Source organism: Nostoc sp. JL33, from assembly GCF_017114985.1.
In the GTDB taxonomy this organism is placed as follows: Bacteria; Cyanobacteriota; Cyanobacteriia; order Cyanobacteriales; family Nostocaceae; genus Nostoc.
In genome coordinates this window covers 1-15743 of sequence record NZ_JABXKP010000088.1, presented here as the reverse complement: position 1 = coordinate 15743, position 15743 = coordinate 1, and the positions used below count along the sequence as shown (strand labels likewise).

The window sequence follows — 15743 nt, the reverse complement described above, 5'->3', positions numbered from 1 at the left end:
CGAAGATGTAAAATTTTTGTTAAATTCAACGAGCATCTACAGTTTCGTCTGACTTTTCATGTCATCTGGAAAAGCCCACGAAAAATCTAACCCCCTAACCAACGCTGTAGGGGGGGAAATTCAAAGTCTTTCTCCTAAAAAAAGAGAGATGAAGAAGGGGTTTTCCAGATAACCTGAATTGTCAGACAGTTTCACCTAATCGTCAAAAGGTACTCAGCATGACTGCAATCTCCCCAAAGGCATCTTCAGCACTTCCCGATTTTTCTGAAGGGATTCAATATTTTGGTGAAGCTTTACCAGATTTTGAAACTTATGGTGCAACACCTGCTATCGAGTCGGGCAAAATAGCGATCGCATCTCCCACAGACAAAGCAGCTGTATATCAAACTTTACTCGCTGCCGATGCCTTGCGCTACCTGACTTTACAAGTTACTGCTAGTAAAGCTTCTGGGCATCCCGGCGGATTCGCCAGCCAAGCAGAAGCTTACGCATCTCTTGTCATGCTGGGATACAAGAACATTATTACTGAAGTCGGACACCACGCCCCCGGATTTTATAGTGCCATGTTCTTGGATCGTTCACTAGAGGACATGGGAATTTTTACAGTTCAAGAATTGCGCGATCGCTTCCGAGAAAAGCACGGACTTTTAGGACACCTTTCTGGTTTCATTCCCGGTATTCTCGCACCTGCGGGGCCTTTGGGACAAGGGCAACACTTTGCAATGGCGGCTGCACTGTTACACAAAGATAAGTTATTCCCCTTTACAGTCGGGGATGGTGGATTGGGTGAGCCTTATATTGTAAGTGCGATCGCGCACTTCCATACTGCTTATCCTGCTGTCACCAACTTCTTACCGGTGTTGGTGTGGAACGGTTACAGCCAAGAACATCACAGCATGGTTTCCCTGAAAACCAACGAACAGATGCAAGCATATTGGCAAGGTAACGGTTTTGATGAAGTCGTATTAGTTGATGCCAAGGATTTTGACGATCAAAACCAACCAGGGGATTACGTTGATAGTACCGCCTTTTCCTTCGAGAAGCGGCTAGCATTCACTCAAGCAGTACTTTCAGGTGTGGATAAAGCCGCGCGTTTTGCACTGGGTGGTAAACTTACCGTCTTCATTATTAAACAACTCAAAGGTGCAGGAGTCCACGCACGCGGGGCAAAATCTCACAATCTGTATCCCAAAGATACGCTAGATGCGCCGCATATTGTCAGTGCATTGCAAACCCGTGCTTTGTCTGCGGAAGCTTGGCAATTAGTCAGAACAAATGCAGAACGCGCCGGTGGTGGCCCAGCAGCAAAAACTGTGGTGACAGAATTTGAATTTCCATTACCAGATTTAGGCGAATTACCTTTAGAAGAATATGCAGTTGGAAGCGAAGCCAAAGTTTCCACAACAGCGATGGGACGATTGGTAGGAATAGTTGGAAATAAAGATCAGAATTTCCTTGTCACTAACGCCGATGGTAATGAAGCATCAGGAATTGCCAACATCAACCAAGCATTAAAGATTATCCACCCCACAACCGACGACTTATATAACCAAGCACCAAATGGACAAGTTTATGAACCATTGAGTGAAGATGCTTGTGCCGGTTTAGCTGCCGGTTTGGCGTTAATGGGTGCGAGAACTTTGTGGTGTTCTTACGAATCTTTTGCCATCAACGGAGTACCAATTTGGCAAACTGTAACCCAATCAATGGCAGAATTGCGCCGTAAAACTCCCTCGACTATTACTTTATTCACAGCAGGCGCATTAGAGCAAGGGCGCAACGGTTGGACTCACCAACGTCCAGAAATTGAAGCTTACTTTGCTTCGTTGATGCGAAATGGAAATGTTTTCCCATTATTTCCGCCTGATGCTAATAGTATTCAAGCTTGTTATGACTGGGCGTTGAAAACTAAGAATAAGGGAATTGTGATTACTGCAAGTAAAACCCCGTTACCAATTCGCACAACTTTAGAACAAACTCGTCAAGGGTTACGCGATGGTGCAGTGTTATTACATGAAGTTGCTGGTGATAGGCAAGTTGTATTTGCTGTAATTGGTGATTTAACATTAATGCCAGTATTTGAAGCTGCTGCTTTCTTAGAAACTGAAGGTATTGGTGCCAAGATTATTTCTGTGATCAATCCTCGGCAATTGTACCGTAGCCATGATACTGCTTGGGATACTTGTTCTGAACCCGAAGGCGGTTTCTTGGATGATGCGAAATTTGCCGAATTATTTGATGGCGATGCGTTAATTGCTGTTACTGGTGGTGCTGCGGGGATGTTAGAACCAATTCTGTTGCGGAGTACAGCCAAGCGTGATACTTTTGCGTGGAAGCGTGGGGAAACTACAGCCAGTGCTGGTGAGTTGATGGCGTTTAATGGATTGACTGCTGAAGCGTTGACAAAACGTGCGATCGCGTTAGTCCATTAAATGATGTTGCATAAATGCGGGATAATTTTATTGAATTTTCCTTTGCGTGAAATATTCATCCCTAGATTCAGCAACGCCCATTAAATAAAGCTGGAATTGTTTGCACTTTTATCGCATTTATACGTATACAAACGCTGAAAATGGCGTTGGAATGCGTATATTTGCGTTTTTTATTGAAGAGAACTTAGCAGACAGAAACAATGGGGATAAATTTGCTGAAATCCGTTAACAAAAGTTAGTTTACGAGTCACAAAAGTTAGTTTACGAGTCACAAAAGCTGGTTTACGAGTCGCAAAAGCTGGTTTACGAGTTGCAAAAGTTAGTTTACGAGTCGCAAAAGCTGGTTTACGAGTCGCAAAAGTTAGTTTACGAGTCAGAAACTTAGTTTACAAGTCGCAAAAGTTGATTTTTGAGCTAGAAGCGGGATACTTTTATCTGGAAGCGTGGGGAAATTACAGCGTGACTGTGGAGACTTGAGGAAAAGTGCGATCGCGTTAGTACATTAAAGATTTTCAAACCGCAGATATACGCAGTGAAACGCGGAGAATTTGGCGTTTGGTTGCGTAGATTTGCGGTTTTATTAGATAGCTTTTGGTGTTTATATAAAGTAGAATTCAAAATATATATTATATATCTTTTATTTATGGGTGTCTAATTTTGCTAGAAAACATCAAAATATCTCAATTACCATCAGTTTATTTACTTGACAAAGATCGTCTTCCTAATTGTGCAGCTATTTACTTTGTATTTGACAGTAAAGGTCAGATTATTTATATAGGTAGAACTATTAATTTAGTTGAAAGATGGAAAGCACATCATAGATTTAATCAGCTAAGAAGATTTAATCGGAAAAATCCTCTTAGTATTAGTTGGTTGACTTGTAGTAGTGATATAGAAAATCTATCAAATCTCGAAAATGAGTTTATCAAGTTATACAAACCACCTCTTAATTGGTCTAAAGTAGTAGTATTAATTAGAAAAATAACTCCAGCCGAAACTGCTTTGCAGCAAAGTCTTCAGCAGTTAGCCAAGTTCAATGTTATGATAGTTGGCTTTGATCCAATATCAGATGGAGAACCACCAACAATATATTTAGTATATCCTGTTTATGGGATGAAAGGATTATCTGGCAGTATTAGAACTACATTAAAAAACATTAACAAAAAGGCTAGTTCGCTAAAGTGGAAAGAATACAAAACTTATCCTAAATCTTCCGGTAAATTTGGTTTATGGGAGACTGAATACAAAGGTTTAAGAATAGATTTATCTCCATTTGATAGTTTAGTTTACTTCATGGAAAATTCAAACCGTCAGACTCTAGCTGGAATAGAACTTATGGCATTTAGTAGGGAACAGCTAGAATTAATTTTAGATAAAAAAGAAGAAAATGATGAGAAGACATCAGGTTTAGAAGCATTAGAAGATGATCCTATCCCAGTAGAAAATATTTATAGAATTCAACCTTTAAATAGTAATTATAAAAATACAGTTGAAGCTGAACCTTGGGAGGAATTAGAACCAATGGCTGAAGGTGAAGTTAGAATAATGACTCGTCAGTTTGTTTATGTGGATGATATAGAAATAGAAGTATGTACTAACGACAATGGAAAGTATTTTGTTAGACACAATCTTTACTTGTGGATAATGTACAAAAGGAAAAATTCTGATGTTCCAAATGATATTACAATAAAACGCTTACAAGAGGAAATAGATAGACTACCTACTATTAGATGGTCTGGCTATAGGTTTAGATATGAAACGATTAGATTTAGTGAAGATGATGCAGAAGTTGATAGTTTACTAGTTCCATTAGCTATGTTTGAAGACTTAATGAAAGACAAGTATGGCTTTCATAATACCAATGTTATAGAAGAAATTAAAAAGGGTGAGTACAAATCAAAGCCAGATGATAGTGAAAGGATAAAATTATTCGCATGGCTTCAATCCAATTCTTTATTTTCACTGCTTCAAACCAATAACAATAAGTAGGTTGAGTTGAGAAAACCCAACAATATAATAAGACACTTGGATTTTCGCAAGTAAAAATTCTACAAAATCTAATGCCTCTTGTTGCTTATCAAGAGGTAATATTCTTACCTTATGTATAATAATTTCCTCAATGCTCATTTTCTCTAGCCTCTGGTATCAACTAATTTATTTTAAAGTTTAAAATATTCTTAGGCTGTATGCCTTTATAAATTCATCAGCCGCGATCGGTTTAAAAGTACTTTATAATAGGGTAATGCTGAAAACTTTCCTCAATCTTAGAAGTTAATTATGGTAATCAAATTTGAAGACATATCTAAAGATATTGATACTTTACCAGAAGAAGCTCAAATCTTACTACTTGATTTTATTCAGTTACTCAAAAAGCGTTATCCACAACCAGAATCAGCAAATCATAGTCAGGAAAAAAGTCTCTATGAAAAGTTTAATGAAATTGGATTAATTGGTTGTTGTTCTGTGGAAGAAAATTTATAAACTACATATAAATAAGTTTTGTGTAATACATTAACTAATAAATATGATCATCGTTGATACAGGATTTTGGTTATGTTAACGTTTCAAATATTATATCCTCTAAAATTAAATCATGACCACAGATGCAGAATATCAAGCAAGAATTATTAGTTATGACTGGGATAATTTAATGATTTTATGGTCAGAAATTAAAGCAAGAAATACTTCAAATTTTTGGGATGCAGGTAAAGCATTAGAATATTTAATTTTACGCGCATTCCAGCTTGATGGTGGGGAGGTAGCTTGGCCTAATACTGTAAAAAAAAATTCAAGATAAAATAGTAGAACAAATTGACGGAGTGGTATATACAGACAGCCTAGCCTGCCTGATAGAATGTAAAGATACAACTGAAGAAGTTAATATTGAACCCATAGCAAAGCTACGAAATCAACTACTACGAAGACCAGCAACAGCAATTGGTAGCGTGTTTAGTCGCACTGGATTTACAGAAGCCGCCGTAATTTTAACTGGGTTTGTTGCTCCTCAAACTATTCTCTTGTGGGGAGGAGAAGAAATTGAGTATTCACTAGGAAATAAATGTATATGTAAATTCCTAGTTAAAAAATATCGTGTTTGTGTTCATAAAGGTATCCCTAATCACGACATTACAACGGAGATTTTTTCATGACATTAGCATACATGATTACAGAAAATAATAAAGATGTAGAAATTTTACAGAGATTACTGCCAAAACATCTGAGTGAAGATATCAAATTTATCGCAGGTGAAAGTTCTTACAGAGCGCGTTCTTTAGGTACTTCACTTCTTGCTACTCGTAAAACACCTGTTGCTATTGTCTTAGATGCAGACACAGATAACGAATCTCAAATATTTGAAAAACGTGATTTAATTAATTATGTATTAAAGCAAGTATCATTTGGAACTCCCTTTCAAGTATTTCTGGGAGTTCCCGAATTAGAAATTGTATTTCTCCAAAATAAATCATTAATTGAGAAAATAGCACAACGCCAATTTAATGATTTAGAATGGCAATTATCTCAAAGTAAACCTAAAGATTTTTTAGAGAGAGTATTTGGTAATAATCAACAAATAAACGCTAGAATATTTAGCAATATAAATGATGAAGAAATTAGGATAATACAACAACATCCATTAATCCAAGAAATAATTACTTTCTTATCATCGTTGATTACGGCTTCTGTTGCAATTAATTAGCCATCAATATAGTATTAATTTATCAGCCGCGATCGCGCAATTTCTCTTCTACCGATTGGACGTACTTGTATGCTGTAGAGTGAAACAATTGCCACAGTTTCTCCATCTAATGTGACAAATTCAACCTCATATCCTTTGCCATTCTGATGTACTAAAACAACTGTACCTATATCACCTTCTTCTAAACTATATTCTGGTATATCACTAGTCAGAATAACCCTATCAAGTTCTTGAATCATTCTTCTCTCCGTTTCAGTGGGTATGAAGTAACAAATTTAGGAATAGTTTCCCCTGTTTCAATAAACCAAGCCGAACGAATCATCGGGTTTCTCCCATCTGGTGAAAGCAGTGTACCTTCTACAGCATATCGAGTTCCAAATGGTGAATCTTCAATCTTTGTAACATAGTTATCAGCAAGATGATTTAGTAATGCTTTAGCAAAAGTTTCCCAATCCTCTACTGAAAAACCAAACGCAGCGAAAAACTTTTCCTTGCTGCGTCCATCGGGGTGAGTTGGCGACAACAGATACTCAGTGATTTTTCGCTGTGGCACAACTGCCAGTTCATAATTCGGCAGTTTCAATCCGCCTTTGTTACCTTCTTATCTTTAGTTTATCGCCTGTCGCCTCTTAATTTATCGCCTTTTTGAGCGTTATATTTATTCTAGACCTCAACTATCCAAGATTAATTTATTATGAAATTTCAAGTGATTTTTACTTTTGATTCAGAATATGCAGGTTATGTTGCTGAGGTTCCTGAACTTCCAGGCTGTGTGAGTCAAGGCAAAACACTAGATGAGGCAGTTGAAAATATTAAAGATGCCATTACAGGATATCTGCACGTTCAAGCTAAACATAGTAAACCTTATATTGTTAAAGAATCGCAAGTGTTTATCGAGGAAGTTGTAATATAAATGGGACGTTTATTAAATATCTCCGATAAGGAAGCTGTCAAGATTTTTGAAAAGTTTTAACTTACATTGAAAAAAAGTCAATTTTCATCTTCAGTAATTTTATGCTCAAAATTGTCCAAGCAACCTGCACTAATGGCGAACTAGTTCTGAGTGAAAAACTTAGCCCGGAATTAGAAGGTAAAACCATACAAATTGTAATTTTGGAACCAACTCAATCTACTCAAACAATTAATGATGGAGAATCCAAAATCCACCATTTTTTAGAAAAAGTCAATCATTACTCTTTTTTACTTCCTCCAGATTACAAATTTAATCGAGAAGAAATATATGAGCAATAATATTTTTCTCGATAGCAATCTCTGGATTTATCTCTACGCCAAAACCCACCTGAAAAATACCATAAGGTTGCAGAAATTATCAAAAACAATTCCTCATTGCTCTTAGTTAGCACTCAAGTTTTGGGTGAGTTATTTCATGTTTTAACTAGAAAAAAATTTACATCAAGAACAGATGCAATCACAATTATATCAGATGTAATCAACACCTTTCCTGTTCAAGCAATTAACACAACAGAAGTTATACAAGCATTAGAAATTAATACGAAATATAACTACTCTTATTGGGATAGCCTAATTATAGCTACAGCTTTACTAGGTAAATGTTCCATAATTTACTCAGAAGATATGCAACACAATCAGCTAATAGATAACAAAGTAAGAATCCTTAATCCATTTGTTTGATTTATGTTTGCATCACCCTTGTATTCTTGGCTACGTTGCTGTCGCAAAACAACTATATCCATATTACCCTAATCTAATATTCTGGGAGATCACTACTCAGAATAACCCTATCAAATTCTTGAATCATAATCACTATAAATCTTACAGCCTCAGCCAATTATAATGTACTTAAGATTTTACACAAGCATGGAACCATGACTGACACTGAAAAGATGGTTCGCTTAAACTTAGATTTGTCACCTGAACTAAATCAGATACTAGACGAACTAGCAAATAAAATAGGCATAAGTAAAAGTGATGTTCTGCGTCAGGCTATAACCTTGATGCAAATCATGGTTATAGCTAAATTTTACTCGACACTGATACCTATATCTGTATGACTCCACAAACCCTAGACCAAATCACCACCCTCGAAGAACAGCGTTTTCTCTTACCTGGCCATTACACTTGGGACGAATTTGAGAAACTTGAAGCCTTAACAGTAGATGCGCCAGGTTTGCGGATAACTTATCTTGATGGGTGTGTGGAATTTATGACTCTTGGTGAACAACACGAAGCTATTAAAAGTGTGATTGCTATATTACTAGCGCTGTACTTCTTTGAAAAAAATATCAACTTTTTTCCTGTAGGTAGCGCCACCCGTCGAGCAAAAGAAAAGGGAGCTTCTTTTAAACCTGATGAGTCTTATTATATAGGGGAAAAGAAAGAAAATCCTGATTTAGCAATTGAAATAAATATTACTAGTGGCAGCATAGATAAATTAGAAAAGTATAAGCGGTTTCAAATTCCTGAAGTCTGGTTTTGGGAAAATAATCAGTTATCTGTATATCACCTGACTAATGATAACTATGAGCAAATTCCTGAGAGTCAATTACTACCAGAACTAGATATAAAATTGTTAGCACGTTGCGTTTTAATACCTTCAATAATTGAAGCAAGGACAGAGTTTATCAAAGGAATTCGGCAGTAAGATTTTAAGGAAAATAATTTAAAAATGATTGTAGAATTAAAAAATCAGCGTATTCAAATAAATTTAGATTTATCGCCAGAACTTTATGAAACACTAAATAATCTGGCGCAACAGATTAATGGAGATAATGCTGAGGTGCTGTTAAAGGCGATTGCCCTCCTAGAGGTAGCCGTAGAAGCCAAGCAAAAAGGCAAGTACATTTGGATTGCAGATGATAACCAAAACCTGGAAACTGAAATTATTGGTATCTAAACAGCATGACAGATAGAACAGATTTATCAAAAATAATTGCCAGCAAAGGCGACAATCCACTAATTATCTCAACTGTAAACTTGCAGTCACAAGAAGACGTAGAACTTGAGCAAAAGCTGCGAGAACTCAAGTTTAAACAAGAACTGAGAAAAGATTGGATTTTATTTATTGTCAGGGATGTAGTAATTTTTCCTGCCGCCATCTTTTTTATTTTTGCTATCAGTGGTTATTCCCTATTTACTCAGATTCATAGGTAATTTATCTAGCTACACTTTTTAATCGGCGCTTTCCAAATCCTATTTGATTTGCTCTCCACCGATAGGCTCAGAACCCCGACTTCTTGAAGAAGTCGGGAATCTTTTTGGATTACTATAGTATAAATAGTTCCCTTGGCAAAAGAGTATCATATTGTACAAAAATTTTTGACATTGCCTAGAAGTAATTAATTTACTTAAAAAAGTTTAGACAAAATGCCAGCATTCCAGAAATTTGATTGCTATATTAGATTAAATAACTATTCTGGCAAGGGTTTAAAAGCAGTGCGGGATGATTTACAGGGCTTGGAAATTAGTCAGGATGAACTGCAAAAGCTGACTAATTTACCTGTCAACGAGAAACTTGTAATCATTACAAATCCTCTGAAGAGATTAGCAAAGATATATATACAAAAGCTTAAAAGCTCTGAAGGGGCAACTGTAGTGTTTATTGGATTTTCAACATTTGTTTTTGTCTATATTTTCTTTGATATAATTATTAAACTTTTTGTGACGTGGATAACAATTCCATCTTGGATATTGTTAATTATCTTAGGTCTTTGGATTGGTGGACTGACGCAAACTATCTTATATTTAATATGGAAAGCTAGAAATAAAATTGTCAAAAGTAATATGACAAAATCTCTGCAAGTCCTGTTAAATGAGGTTAATAGATATAATACTGTTATTAGAGTAATAGATATCAATGACCAAATAGAAGAAGCTGGTAATCCAGAAGTAGTTATAAAGGAAAGAGAGGGTGTTATCGAAGCGCTTAAACTCACCAAAGCTGATTTAGTTCGGGCTTTGAAGACAGAAAGGATTTTGAGGGAGCATAAGAGCTTTATCCTTAGTAATACAGAACTATTCGTCAACAATTTAGCAACTTTAACAGCCATGCAAGTAACTGAACAGGCTACTGAGCATGGAAGGTTGCTCAATGAAGCATTAGAGATTGCATTAGATGTGCAACACGAAATGAAAAGATTACAGACTCAGCGTTAAAATAATTCGTAATGACGCTCTCTACGAACGCGAATAGCGTGTCGCAGACAGACGCTCTTGCTAGCTTGTCCTCCGCAGGAGTACGTGGACTCGCTACCGCTACGCTAACGTAATGACGCTCTCTAAAAGACGCGCTCTCTACGCGGACACGTTTTGTAATGGGCATTTAGAAAGCACTCCTGAATTTACTCAGCACTGATCACGGGCTAAACGCCGCGAAGAAAGCTAACAGCACTCAGTAAGAGTTGGAGAAGGCGTAAATGCTCCCGATAAGTCCATAGACGCTGCTGGGTGGGTTGGCTTGCCATGTATTTGCCAGACATCCTGAATGGCTTTTTGCATAATCCTTCCCACAGTTACGATCCCCGGTCTAACATAAAGAATATTCCTAAAGCGATCGCTCATCGGTATGGACTGGAAAGAAGTCAGAGGTAACTGGGTAATCATTCCCCGAAATCCCATAGGTATCATCCATTTTTTAGGAGGTGCATTTGTCGCCACTGCACCGCACATTACTTATCGCTGGTTACTCGAACAACTGGCAAGTAAAGGTTATGTTGTAATTGCTACGCCTTTCGTCAATACATTGGATCATACTGCGATCGCAAAATCTGTACTGCTAAACTTTGACCGCACTCTGGAACGCTTACATGACTCTGGGGCATTACGCAAGCTTTACTTTCCCATCTACGGCATTGGACACAGCATGGGCTGTAAACTTCACTTGCTGATTGGTAGCCTCTTTCAAGTAGAACGCGCAGGCAATATTTTAATATCCTTCAACAACTACGCCGCTAAAGAAGCTATCCCCCTAGTAGAACAGTTCAATTCTACTTTGAAAATCGAGTTTACCCCCTCACCGTTGGAAACTAACAAGCTTGTCCAAGAGCGTTACAATATCCGCCGCAATTTATTAATAAAATTTAGTAATGACACCATTGATCAATCGGCAGCTTTAACCAAAATCTTAGAAGAACGTTTTGATGAGATGGTGACAGCACAAACGTTACCAGGAACTCATACAACACCTCTAGGCCAAGATATTAAATGGCAAACTGGAACATCTTTCAGCCCCTTTGATGCCTTAGGGCAATGGTTCAAGCAAGAAGCATACCGCGATTTGAACCAGCTAAAAAATACTATCCTATTGTGGGTGAATCCTCTTGCACCACCATAATCTTTTATGACCTTAAAAAGTCATAAATTCGATGGAAAAATCTCAATGAGCTAGTAGTATATCTGTATTAATACTACTAACTCATTAGCCCATATAGTATTTTTATTTTCTATTTTTACAGCAAGTTATTAATGAGCGTTTCATACAACTTTCTATGTTTCAAATACTAGTAATTGATGACGACTATTCAATAAGAATACTCCTGAAAAGGATGTTGGAAAAACAGGGTTATGAGGTAGTTACTGCCAGTAGCGGCGAGGAAGGAATAGAAAAGGCGCTGGTTTACCGTCCAGGACTAATTATTTGTGATTGGATCATGCCGGGGTTGAGTGGACTGGAAGTTTGCCATCGCATTAAGACAGAACCCAAATTTTCTACCACATTCTTTATTTTATTAACATCCTTAGATTCGGTTGACGATTGTGTTAAAGGTCTAGATGCTGGTGCTGATGATTTTATCTCCAAACCGATTGAGCACAATGCATTACAAGCACGGGTAAGAGCGGGATTACGCCTGCATCAGTTGAGTAGAGATTTGCAGGCTCAAAAGTTGCTTTTAGAATCAGAAATGTCAGAAGCCGCAGAATATGTGCGATCGCTGCTGCCTCTTTCCATGACTGAACCCTTCAATATAAATTTCCGATTCCTTCCCTCGCGGCAACTTGGCGGTGACTGTTTCGATTACTACTGGCTCGATCCTGATTATCTAGCAATTTACTTAATGGATACTGCCGGACATGGACTCAAAGCCACTCTTCCCTCTGTTTCAGTGCTGAATCTGCTGCGTTCCCGTGCACTCAAAAGTCTGGATTACTATCAACCTAGCGATGTATTGAAGGCTTTGAATGATACCTTTCAGATGAATTATCAAAATGACAAATACTTTACGATTTGGTATGGAGTTTACAACCGAATCAACCGCCACTTAATTTATGCTAGCGCAGGTCATCCACCAGCAGTTTTAGTAACCGGCACATCTCCACGAAAGTCTGAAGTTAAACTATTGAAAACCCCCGGTATGCCAGTTGGGATGTTTCCAGAGGCAAAATATGTTGATAATTTTTGCAATATTGAAAAGTTCAGTTCCCTTTACATTTTTAGTGACGGCGCTTATGAAATCACTAAATCAGATGGGACACTTTGGAGTTTGGATGCTTTTATTCAGCTACTAGTTAGTTTACAACATCCTGTTGATTGCCAACTTGATCACGTACTGAGTTATTTAATCGCTTTGAACTCCAAAGATGCTTTTGATGATGATTTATCTATTTTACAAATGAACTTTGATTAATTAAGTCTTTGAGATTAAAACCTGATTAAATACGTCTTGGCTGGGGAATATTTCAAATACTTTATCCATATTAGTCAGTTCCAATAATATCCTGACTTGCTCATTAATTGAGCAGAGAACAAGCTTAGTATCTGCTGCTCGCAAGGTTTTGAAAGCTAATACTAAAGCTCCCAAACCTGAACTATCCATAAATGTTACATCTTGAAAATCTACTAATACAATTTTCGCACCACTTACTAGAACATCAGTAATATTTTGTCGAAATTGCTGTGAAGTTGTGGCGTTTAAATTACCGATGAGCTTAATAACTTTTACTTCTTCTCTCATAATACCTCACTCTGATTTGTGTAAATCCTGCTCTGTTTTTGTTAGCATATCCCAATCATAGATCATTTAAAAAATGCTTACCAGATAAAAAATAAGCGATTACTAACCTTCAATACTTTGTAAGTAATTTTGAATAAGGCAGTGTAAATTATAAAATATTTATTTTTTTTAGCAAAACTATTTATTAACTTATAATTATACTTTGACTGTTAAGAAGTCACTGGGTGCAAATAAGTATGATAATGATTGTCATTAGCGAAGGGTGAAAAGCAGTCGTATCAAGTAGATTAAGAGTGGCGATCGCTCCTTAAAACTATAAAAAACACAATTAAGCTGTTCCACATTTAACTTGCATAATTAGGGCGGGCTTTCCGGCCCACCCCACAAGATTTTAATTAAATTTAGATATGTAAACTAGATGTGGAACAGCTTACCAGAATTCCTTAACCATAAAAGTTTTACTTACTATTCTCAATGTTTGTTATTGCTCAACATGATGACTGCAAATAAAATTGCGCGTTTACGCAAGCTATTTGAGCATAATACTGGAAAAGGTACTTAATATCAAGCAGAATGCTGTAAGTAGGTAGGCGGGAAAATTCATAACTACGTCATTGCGAGCGGAACGTAGAGAAGTGAAGCGTTCGCGGAGCGTCTCGTTGGCACAGCCTCTCGTAGAGAAGAGAAGCAATCGCAAAGGTTTTGAGCATTTTATATTTCGTTACATAGTTAGGTTTGTTTATGCCTACTTACTTATCCCTGTTTTGTCACTCTCGGAAAACAATAATCGAAGCCAAGCTCTGAAACTTTGATTTCATCAATATTTGAGGCTTTATTTTTTAATAGAAACTAAAATTTATAGACAAAAAGTGGAAACTAAAGCTCCGCAACCCTTCCAGCTATTGTATTCTCCCAAATTGACAAAACAGGGTTATGTTCAGATTAGAAGGTTCGTAACAAACTGGTGCTGATTGATTTGTCTAGAGAAGATTTAGGGCCAGAGTTAGACATTACTTGGATAGATGCAGATGCCCGTGAAGATATTTTTCGCTTCTTTGAAGAAGCGATCGCCTTGGGGCCTAACGGAAAAACTCCCCTCAGAAGTAGCCAGGATGAAACCATCAACCGCTGGGATATAGCTGAGATTGACATACTCCCTGCACTTCTAGGGCAGGGATTCTGGGCTGCTAACAGCGATTGCAGTCTTCGACCGTCTTACCTCGCCTAACCCAACCATTGATGCCCCAACGATTTGAATATTTTTAGATGCGTTGTCATCACGACCATTCACAGATTGACATGATGGGCAACGCCACTCTCTGACTGACAAATCCAGACTTTCTAAAATGTGTCCACAGTTAGAACAAGTTTTAGTAGAAGGATACCATCGGTCAATATAGACCACTTGTTTACCCTTTTTCTTCGCTACCCATTCCAGGATATTTAGAAAGTCAAGGGAGCGCTAAATCACTAACCTTCCTTCCCCATAAACGCTTCATTCCCTTGAGGTTAAGTGTCTCAAAGCACAGCACATCAAATCTATCGGTCAGCTCATGCGCTAATTTCCAAAACCAATCAGTTCTGCGGTTGGCTATGTCTTCATGGGCGCGTCCCAAGTTCTTCCTTGCTCGTTCCCGATTGGATGATAGCGTTCGCGTAGCGTCTCCAAGAGTTGCGTTAGCGACGTTAGGAGCGTCACCTTTTAATTTTCTAGAGTGATGCCGATTCGCTTTCTTGATTGCATTAAGTGATTGTTTAAAAAATTCGGGCGATTCGATTTTAGAACCGTCCGAGCAGGTTAGGAATGTCTTTAAGCCAAAATCAAATCCCGCTATCTGACCAGTCGTGAACTTGATTTCTGGTTCATCAATACCATCAACGACAACAACCATAAACAATTCACCCAATGGCGTGCGTTTAATAGTTAGTGTCTTAACTTTCCCCTCAATCTCTCTAGAATTCCAATATTGATAAACTCGCTGACCTATCTTGACCCGATTACCACCTAAAAATTTATATCCTGCTTGTTTTAGAGTGAATGATTTGTATTTCTTGACCTTCTTAAACCCTGGTAGTTTAACCCCCTTTTTGTTGTGTTTAAAAAATAATTGGTAGGCTTTCTCTATGCGTTGACAAATGTCTTGCACTGCCTGAGAACCTACTAATTGCCAGAATTCTTTGCGTTTCCGCAATCTAGCAATGTGCGCCTGTTCGCGTAGCGTGGCGATAGCCAAGTTTTGCAGAGTTCAAGTGTTTACCCCACATCCGATAATATCTTTTGTGGAGAGCAATACAATAGTTATAAATTACTCCAGCAGCATTAATACTAGCTTTGAGGTATCTATTTCGCTTGTGTTGGTACAACTTGAATTTTAGAGTTTTCATGCTAATATTGTACAGCATATAGCCGGAATAATCAATGAAAAAGCGATTAGATTTTAGGATCGAAGAATTGGAGTTTCAGATTCTTGAAGAATATTGCGAATTAGTAGGGCGAACAAAAACCGATGTTCTTAGAGAATTGATTAGAAGTCTGAAGAAGAAAAAGCCGATCGCCCGAACGACGGGGCTTTACCCGGATTTCTCACGAGCGAGAAAAAAACATCTGGATTAGCCAAACTTAGGATAAATTAATTGATACATTGTTAAATTAAGCGTAGATTAAAATAATTCAGCAGTAAAAAC

The 15743-nt window shown here is 37.5% G+C and carries 22 protein-coding genes and 1 pseudogene; 18 read left to right on the top strand and 5 right to left on the bottom strand.

Features of this window, described 5'->3' with window-relative positions:
- The first annotated feature begins 218 nt into the window (after positions 1-218).
- The gene (locus tag HWQ23_RS25890; RefSeq protein ID WP_292834786.1) at positions 219-2432 is read left to right on the top strand and encodes a phosphoketolase family protein; all 2214 of its coding nucleotides are present in this window, start codon (positions 219-221) and stop codon (positions 2430-2432) included.
- A gap of 657 nt (positions 2433-3089) precedes the next feature.
- On the top strand, positions 3090-4421 hold the full coding sequence (locus HWQ23_RS25885) for a GIY-YIG nuclease family protein (RefSeq protein ID WP_292834783.1): 1332 nt from the start codon (positions 3090-3092) through the stop codon (positions 4419-4421).
- On the opposite strand, the gene HWQ23_RS25880 is transcribed toward HWQ23_RS25885, so the two are convergent.
- The gene (locus tag HWQ23_RS25880) at positions 4392-4559 is read right to left on the bottom strand and encodes a hypothetical protein (RefSeq protein WP_292834780.1); all 168 of its coding nucleotides are present in this window, start codon (positions 4557-4559) and stop codon (positions 4392-4394) included. The genes HWQ23_RS25885 and HWQ23_RS25880 overlap by 30 nt on opposite strands.
- A gap of 150 nt (positions 4560-4709) precedes the next feature.
- Here HWQ23_RS25880 and HWQ23_RS25875 point away from each other — a divergent pair, with 150 nt between their 5' ends.
- From HWQ23_RS25875 to HWQ23_RS25860, 4 genes are all read left to right on the top strand, one after another.
- The gene (locus tag HWQ23_RS25875) at positions 4710-4913 is read left to right on the top strand and encodes a DUF2281 domain-containing protein (protein WP_292834777.1); all 204 of its coding nucleotides are present in this window, start codon (positions 4710-4712) and stop codon (positions 4911-4913) included.
- Positions 4914-5025: 112 nt separating this feature from the next.
- Positions 5026-5229 (top strand): hypothetical protein, encoded by a 204-nt coding sequence (locus HWQ23_RS25870; protein ID WP_292834774.1) that lies wholly within the window; start codon positions 5026-5028, stop codon positions 5227-5229.
- A 22-nt stretch (positions 5230-5251) separates the two neighbouring features.
- On the top strand, positions 5252-5581 hold the full coding sequence (locus tag HWQ23_RS25865; protein WP_292834771.1) for a hypothetical protein: 330 nt from the start codon (positions 5252-5254) through the stop codon (positions 5579-5581).
- Positions 5578-6129 carry a hypothetical protein gene (locus HWQ23_RS25860; protein WP_292834767.1) on the top strand — a complete coding sequence of 184 codons (552 nt, stop codon included), beginning with the start codon at positions 5578-5580 and terminating at the stop codon, positions 6127-6129. Before HWQ23_RS25865 ends, HWQ23_RS25860 begins: the two co-directional genes overlap by 4 nt.
- A gap of 14 nt (positions 6130-6143) precedes the next feature.
- On the opposite strand, the gene HWQ23_RS25855 is transcribed toward HWQ23_RS25860, so the two are convergent.
- A complete protein-coding gene (locus tag HWQ23_RS25855) occupies positions 6144-6368 on the bottom strand; it encodes a DUF4926 domain-containing protein (protein WP_292834764.1) in 225 nt (74 codons plus the stop codon).
- The gene (locus tag HWQ23_RS25850) at positions 6365-6712 is read right to left on the bottom strand and encodes a DUF6883 domain-containing protein (protein ID WP_292834761.1); all 348 of its coding nucleotides are present in this window, start codon (positions 6710-6712) and stop codon (positions 6365-6367) included. The genes HWQ23_RS25855 and HWQ23_RS25850 overlap by 4 nt, the downstream gene beginning before the upstream one ends.
- 111 nt (positions 6713-6823) lie before the next feature.
- Between HWQ23_RS25850 and HWQ23_RS25845 the strand changes: the two genes are divergently transcribed.
- The 10 genes from HWQ23_RS25845 (at position 6824) to HWQ23_RS25805 (ending at position 12731) form a co-directional block, all read left to right on the top strand.
- The gene (locus tag HWQ23_RS25845) at positions 6824-7042 is read left to right on the top strand and encodes a type II toxin-antitoxin system HicB family antitoxin (protein ID WP_292834758.1); all 219 of its coding nucleotides are present in this window, start codon (positions 6824-6826) and stop codon (positions 7040-7042) included.
- Positions 7043-7143: 101 nt separating this feature from the next.
- On the top strand, positions 7144-7380 hold the full coding sequence (locus HWQ23_RS25840) for a hypothetical protein (protein ID WP_292834755.1): 237 nt from the start codon (positions 7144-7146) through the stop codon (positions 7378-7380).
- A gap of 21 nt (positions 7381-7401) precedes the next feature.
- Positions 7402-7782, top strand: a complete 381-nt coding sequence (locus HWQ23_RS33505; RefSeq protein ID WP_365742762.1) for a PIN domain-containing protein — start codon at positions 7402-7404, stop codon at positions 7780-7782.
- Positions 7783-7976: 194 nt separating this feature from the next.
- Positions 7977-8162, top strand: coding sequence for a ribbon-helix-helix protein, CopG family (locus tag HWQ23_RS25835; protein WP_365742716.1), 186 nt, complete (start codon positions 7977-7979; stop codon positions 8160-8162).
- Positions 8159-8752 carry a Uma2 family endonuclease gene (locus HWQ23_RS25830; protein WP_292834752.1) on the top strand — a complete coding sequence of 198 codons (594 nt, stop codon included), beginning with the start codon at positions 8159-8161 and terminating at the stop codon, positions 8750-8752. Before HWQ23_RS25835 ends, HWQ23_RS25830 begins: the two co-directional genes overlap by 4 nt.
- Positions 8753-8776: 24 nt before the next feature.
- Positions 8777-9004 carry a DNA-binding protein gene (locus HWQ23_RS25825; RefSeq protein WP_292834749.1) on the top strand — a complete coding sequence of 76 codons (228 nt, stop codon included), beginning with the start codon at positions 8777-8779 and terminating at the stop codon, positions 9002-9004.
- Between the two features lie 5 nt (positions 9005-9009).
- Positions 9010-9261: a hypothetical protein gene (locus HWQ23_RS25820; protein ID WP_292834747.1), complete on the top strand. Its 252-nt coding sequence runs from the start codon at positions 9010-9012 to the stop codon at positions 9259-9261.
- Positions 9262-9543: 282 nt separating this feature from the next.
- Entirely contained in the window at positions 9544-10263 is a 720-nt protein-coding gene (locus tag HWQ23_RS25815; RefSeq protein ID WP_292834964.1) for a hypothetical protein, read from the top strand.
- Between the two features lie 409 nt (positions 10264-10672).
- Positions 10673-11440: a DUF1350 family protein gene (locus HWQ23_RS25810; protein ID WP_292834744.1), complete on the top strand. Its 768-nt coding sequence runs from the start codon at positions 10673-10675 to the stop codon at positions 11438-11440.
- Between the two features lie 154 nt (positions 11441-11594).
- The gene (locus tag HWQ23_RS25805; RefSeq protein ID WP_292834741.1) at positions 11595-12731 is read left to right on the top strand and encodes a PP2C family protein-serine/threonine phosphatase; all 1137 of its coding nucleotides are present in this window, start codon (positions 11595-11597) and stop codon (positions 12729-12731) included.
- On the opposite strand, the gene HWQ23_RS25800 is transcribed toward HWQ23_RS25805, so the two are convergent.
- Positions 12732-13058: an STAS domain-containing protein gene (locus tag HWQ23_RS25800; RefSeq protein ID WP_292834738.1), complete on the bottom strand. Its 327-nt coding sequence runs from the start codon at positions 13056-13058 to the stop codon at positions 12732-12734. It lies immediately after the preceding gene.
- 964 nt (positions 13059-14022) lie between these two features.
- Between HWQ23_RS25800 and HWQ23_RS25795 the strand changes: the two genes are divergently transcribed.
- On the top strand, positions 14023-14286 hold the full coding sequence (locus tag HWQ23_RS25795; RefSeq protein ID WP_292834735.1) for a hypothetical protein: 264 nt from the start codon (positions 14023-14025) through the stop codon (positions 14284-14286).
- Here HWQ23_RS25795 and HWQ23_RS25790 read toward each other — a convergent pair.
- Positions 14224-15443, bottom strand: a pseudogene (locus HWQ23_RS25790) (RNA-guided endonuclease InsQ/TnpB family protein). The gene HWQ23_RS25795 and the pseudogene HWQ23_RS25790 sit on opposite strands and share 63 nt — an antisense overlap.
- Positions 15444-15477: 34 nt before the next feature.
- Between HWQ23_RS25790 and HWQ23_RS25785 the strand changes: the two are divergent.
- The gene (locus tag HWQ23_RS25785; protein WP_292834732.1) at positions 15478-15672 is read left to right on the top strand and encodes a CopG family transcriptional regulator; all 195 of its coding nucleotides are present in this window, start codon (positions 15478-15480) and stop codon (positions 15670-15672) included.
- Positions 15673-15743 lie beyond the last annotated feature (71 nt).

Coding starts and splice junctions, on each gene's coding strand:
- HWQ23_RS25890 (WP_292834786.1), top strand. CDS start 219: ATGACTGCAATCTCCCCAAAGGCATCTTCAGCACTTCCCGATTTTTCT.
- HWQ23_RS25880 (WP_292834780.1), bottom strand. CDS start 4,559: ATGAGCATTGAGGAAATTATTATACATAAGGTAAGAATATTACCTCTT.
- HWQ23_RS25875 (WP_292834777.1), top strand. CDS start 4,710: ATGGTAATCAAATTTGAAGACATATCTAAAGATATTGATACTTTACCA.
- HWQ23_RS25870 (WP_292834774.1), top strand. CDS start 5,026: ATGACCACAGATGCAGAATATCAAGCAAGAATTATTAGTTATGACTGG.
- HWQ23_RS25860 (WP_292834767.1), top strand. CDS start 5,578: ATGACATTAGCATACATGATTACAGAAAATAATAAAGATGTAGAAATT.
- HWQ23_RS25855 (WP_292834764.1), bottom strand. CDS start 6,368: ATGATTCAAGAACTTGATAGGGTTATTCTGACTAGTGATATACCAGAA.
- HWQ23_RS25845 (WP_292834758.1), top strand. CDS start 6,824: ATGAAATTTCAAGTGATTTTTACTTTTGATTCAGAATATGCAGGTTAT.
- HWQ23_RS25840 (WP_292834755.1), top strand. CDS start 7,144: ATGCTCAAAATTGTCCAAGCAACCTGCACTAATGGCGAACTAGTTCTG.
- HWQ23_RS25835 (WP_365742716.1), top strand. CDS start 7,977: ATGACTGACACTGAAAAGATGGTTCGCTTAAACTTAGATTTGTCACCT.
- HWQ23_RS25830 (WP_292834752.1), top strand. CDS start 8,159: ATGACTCCACAAACCCTAGACCAAATCACCACCCTCGAAGAACAGCGT.
- HWQ23_RS25825 (WP_292834749.1), top strand. CDS start 8,777: ATGATTGTAGAATTAAAAAATCAGCGTATTCAAATAAATTTAGATTTA.
- HWQ23_RS25820 (WP_292834747.1), top strand. CDS start 9,010: ATGACAGATAGAACAGATTTATCAAAAATAATTGCCAGCAAAGGCGAC.
- HWQ23_RS25810 (WP_292834744.1), top strand. CDS start 10,673: ATGGACTGGAAAGAAGTCAGAGGTAACTGGGTAATCATTCCCCGAAAT.
- HWQ23_RS25805 (WP_292834741.1), top strand. CDS start 11,595: ATGTTTCAAATACTAGTAATTGATGACGACTATTCAATAAGAATACTC.
- HWQ23_RS25800 (WP_292834738.1), bottom strand. CDS start 13,058: ATGAGAGAAGAAGTAAAAGTTATTAAGCTCATCGGTAATTTAAACGCC.
- HWQ23_RS25785 (WP_292834732.1), top strand. CDS start 15,478: ATGAAAAAGCGATTAGATTTTAGGATCGAAGAATTGGAGTTTCAGATT.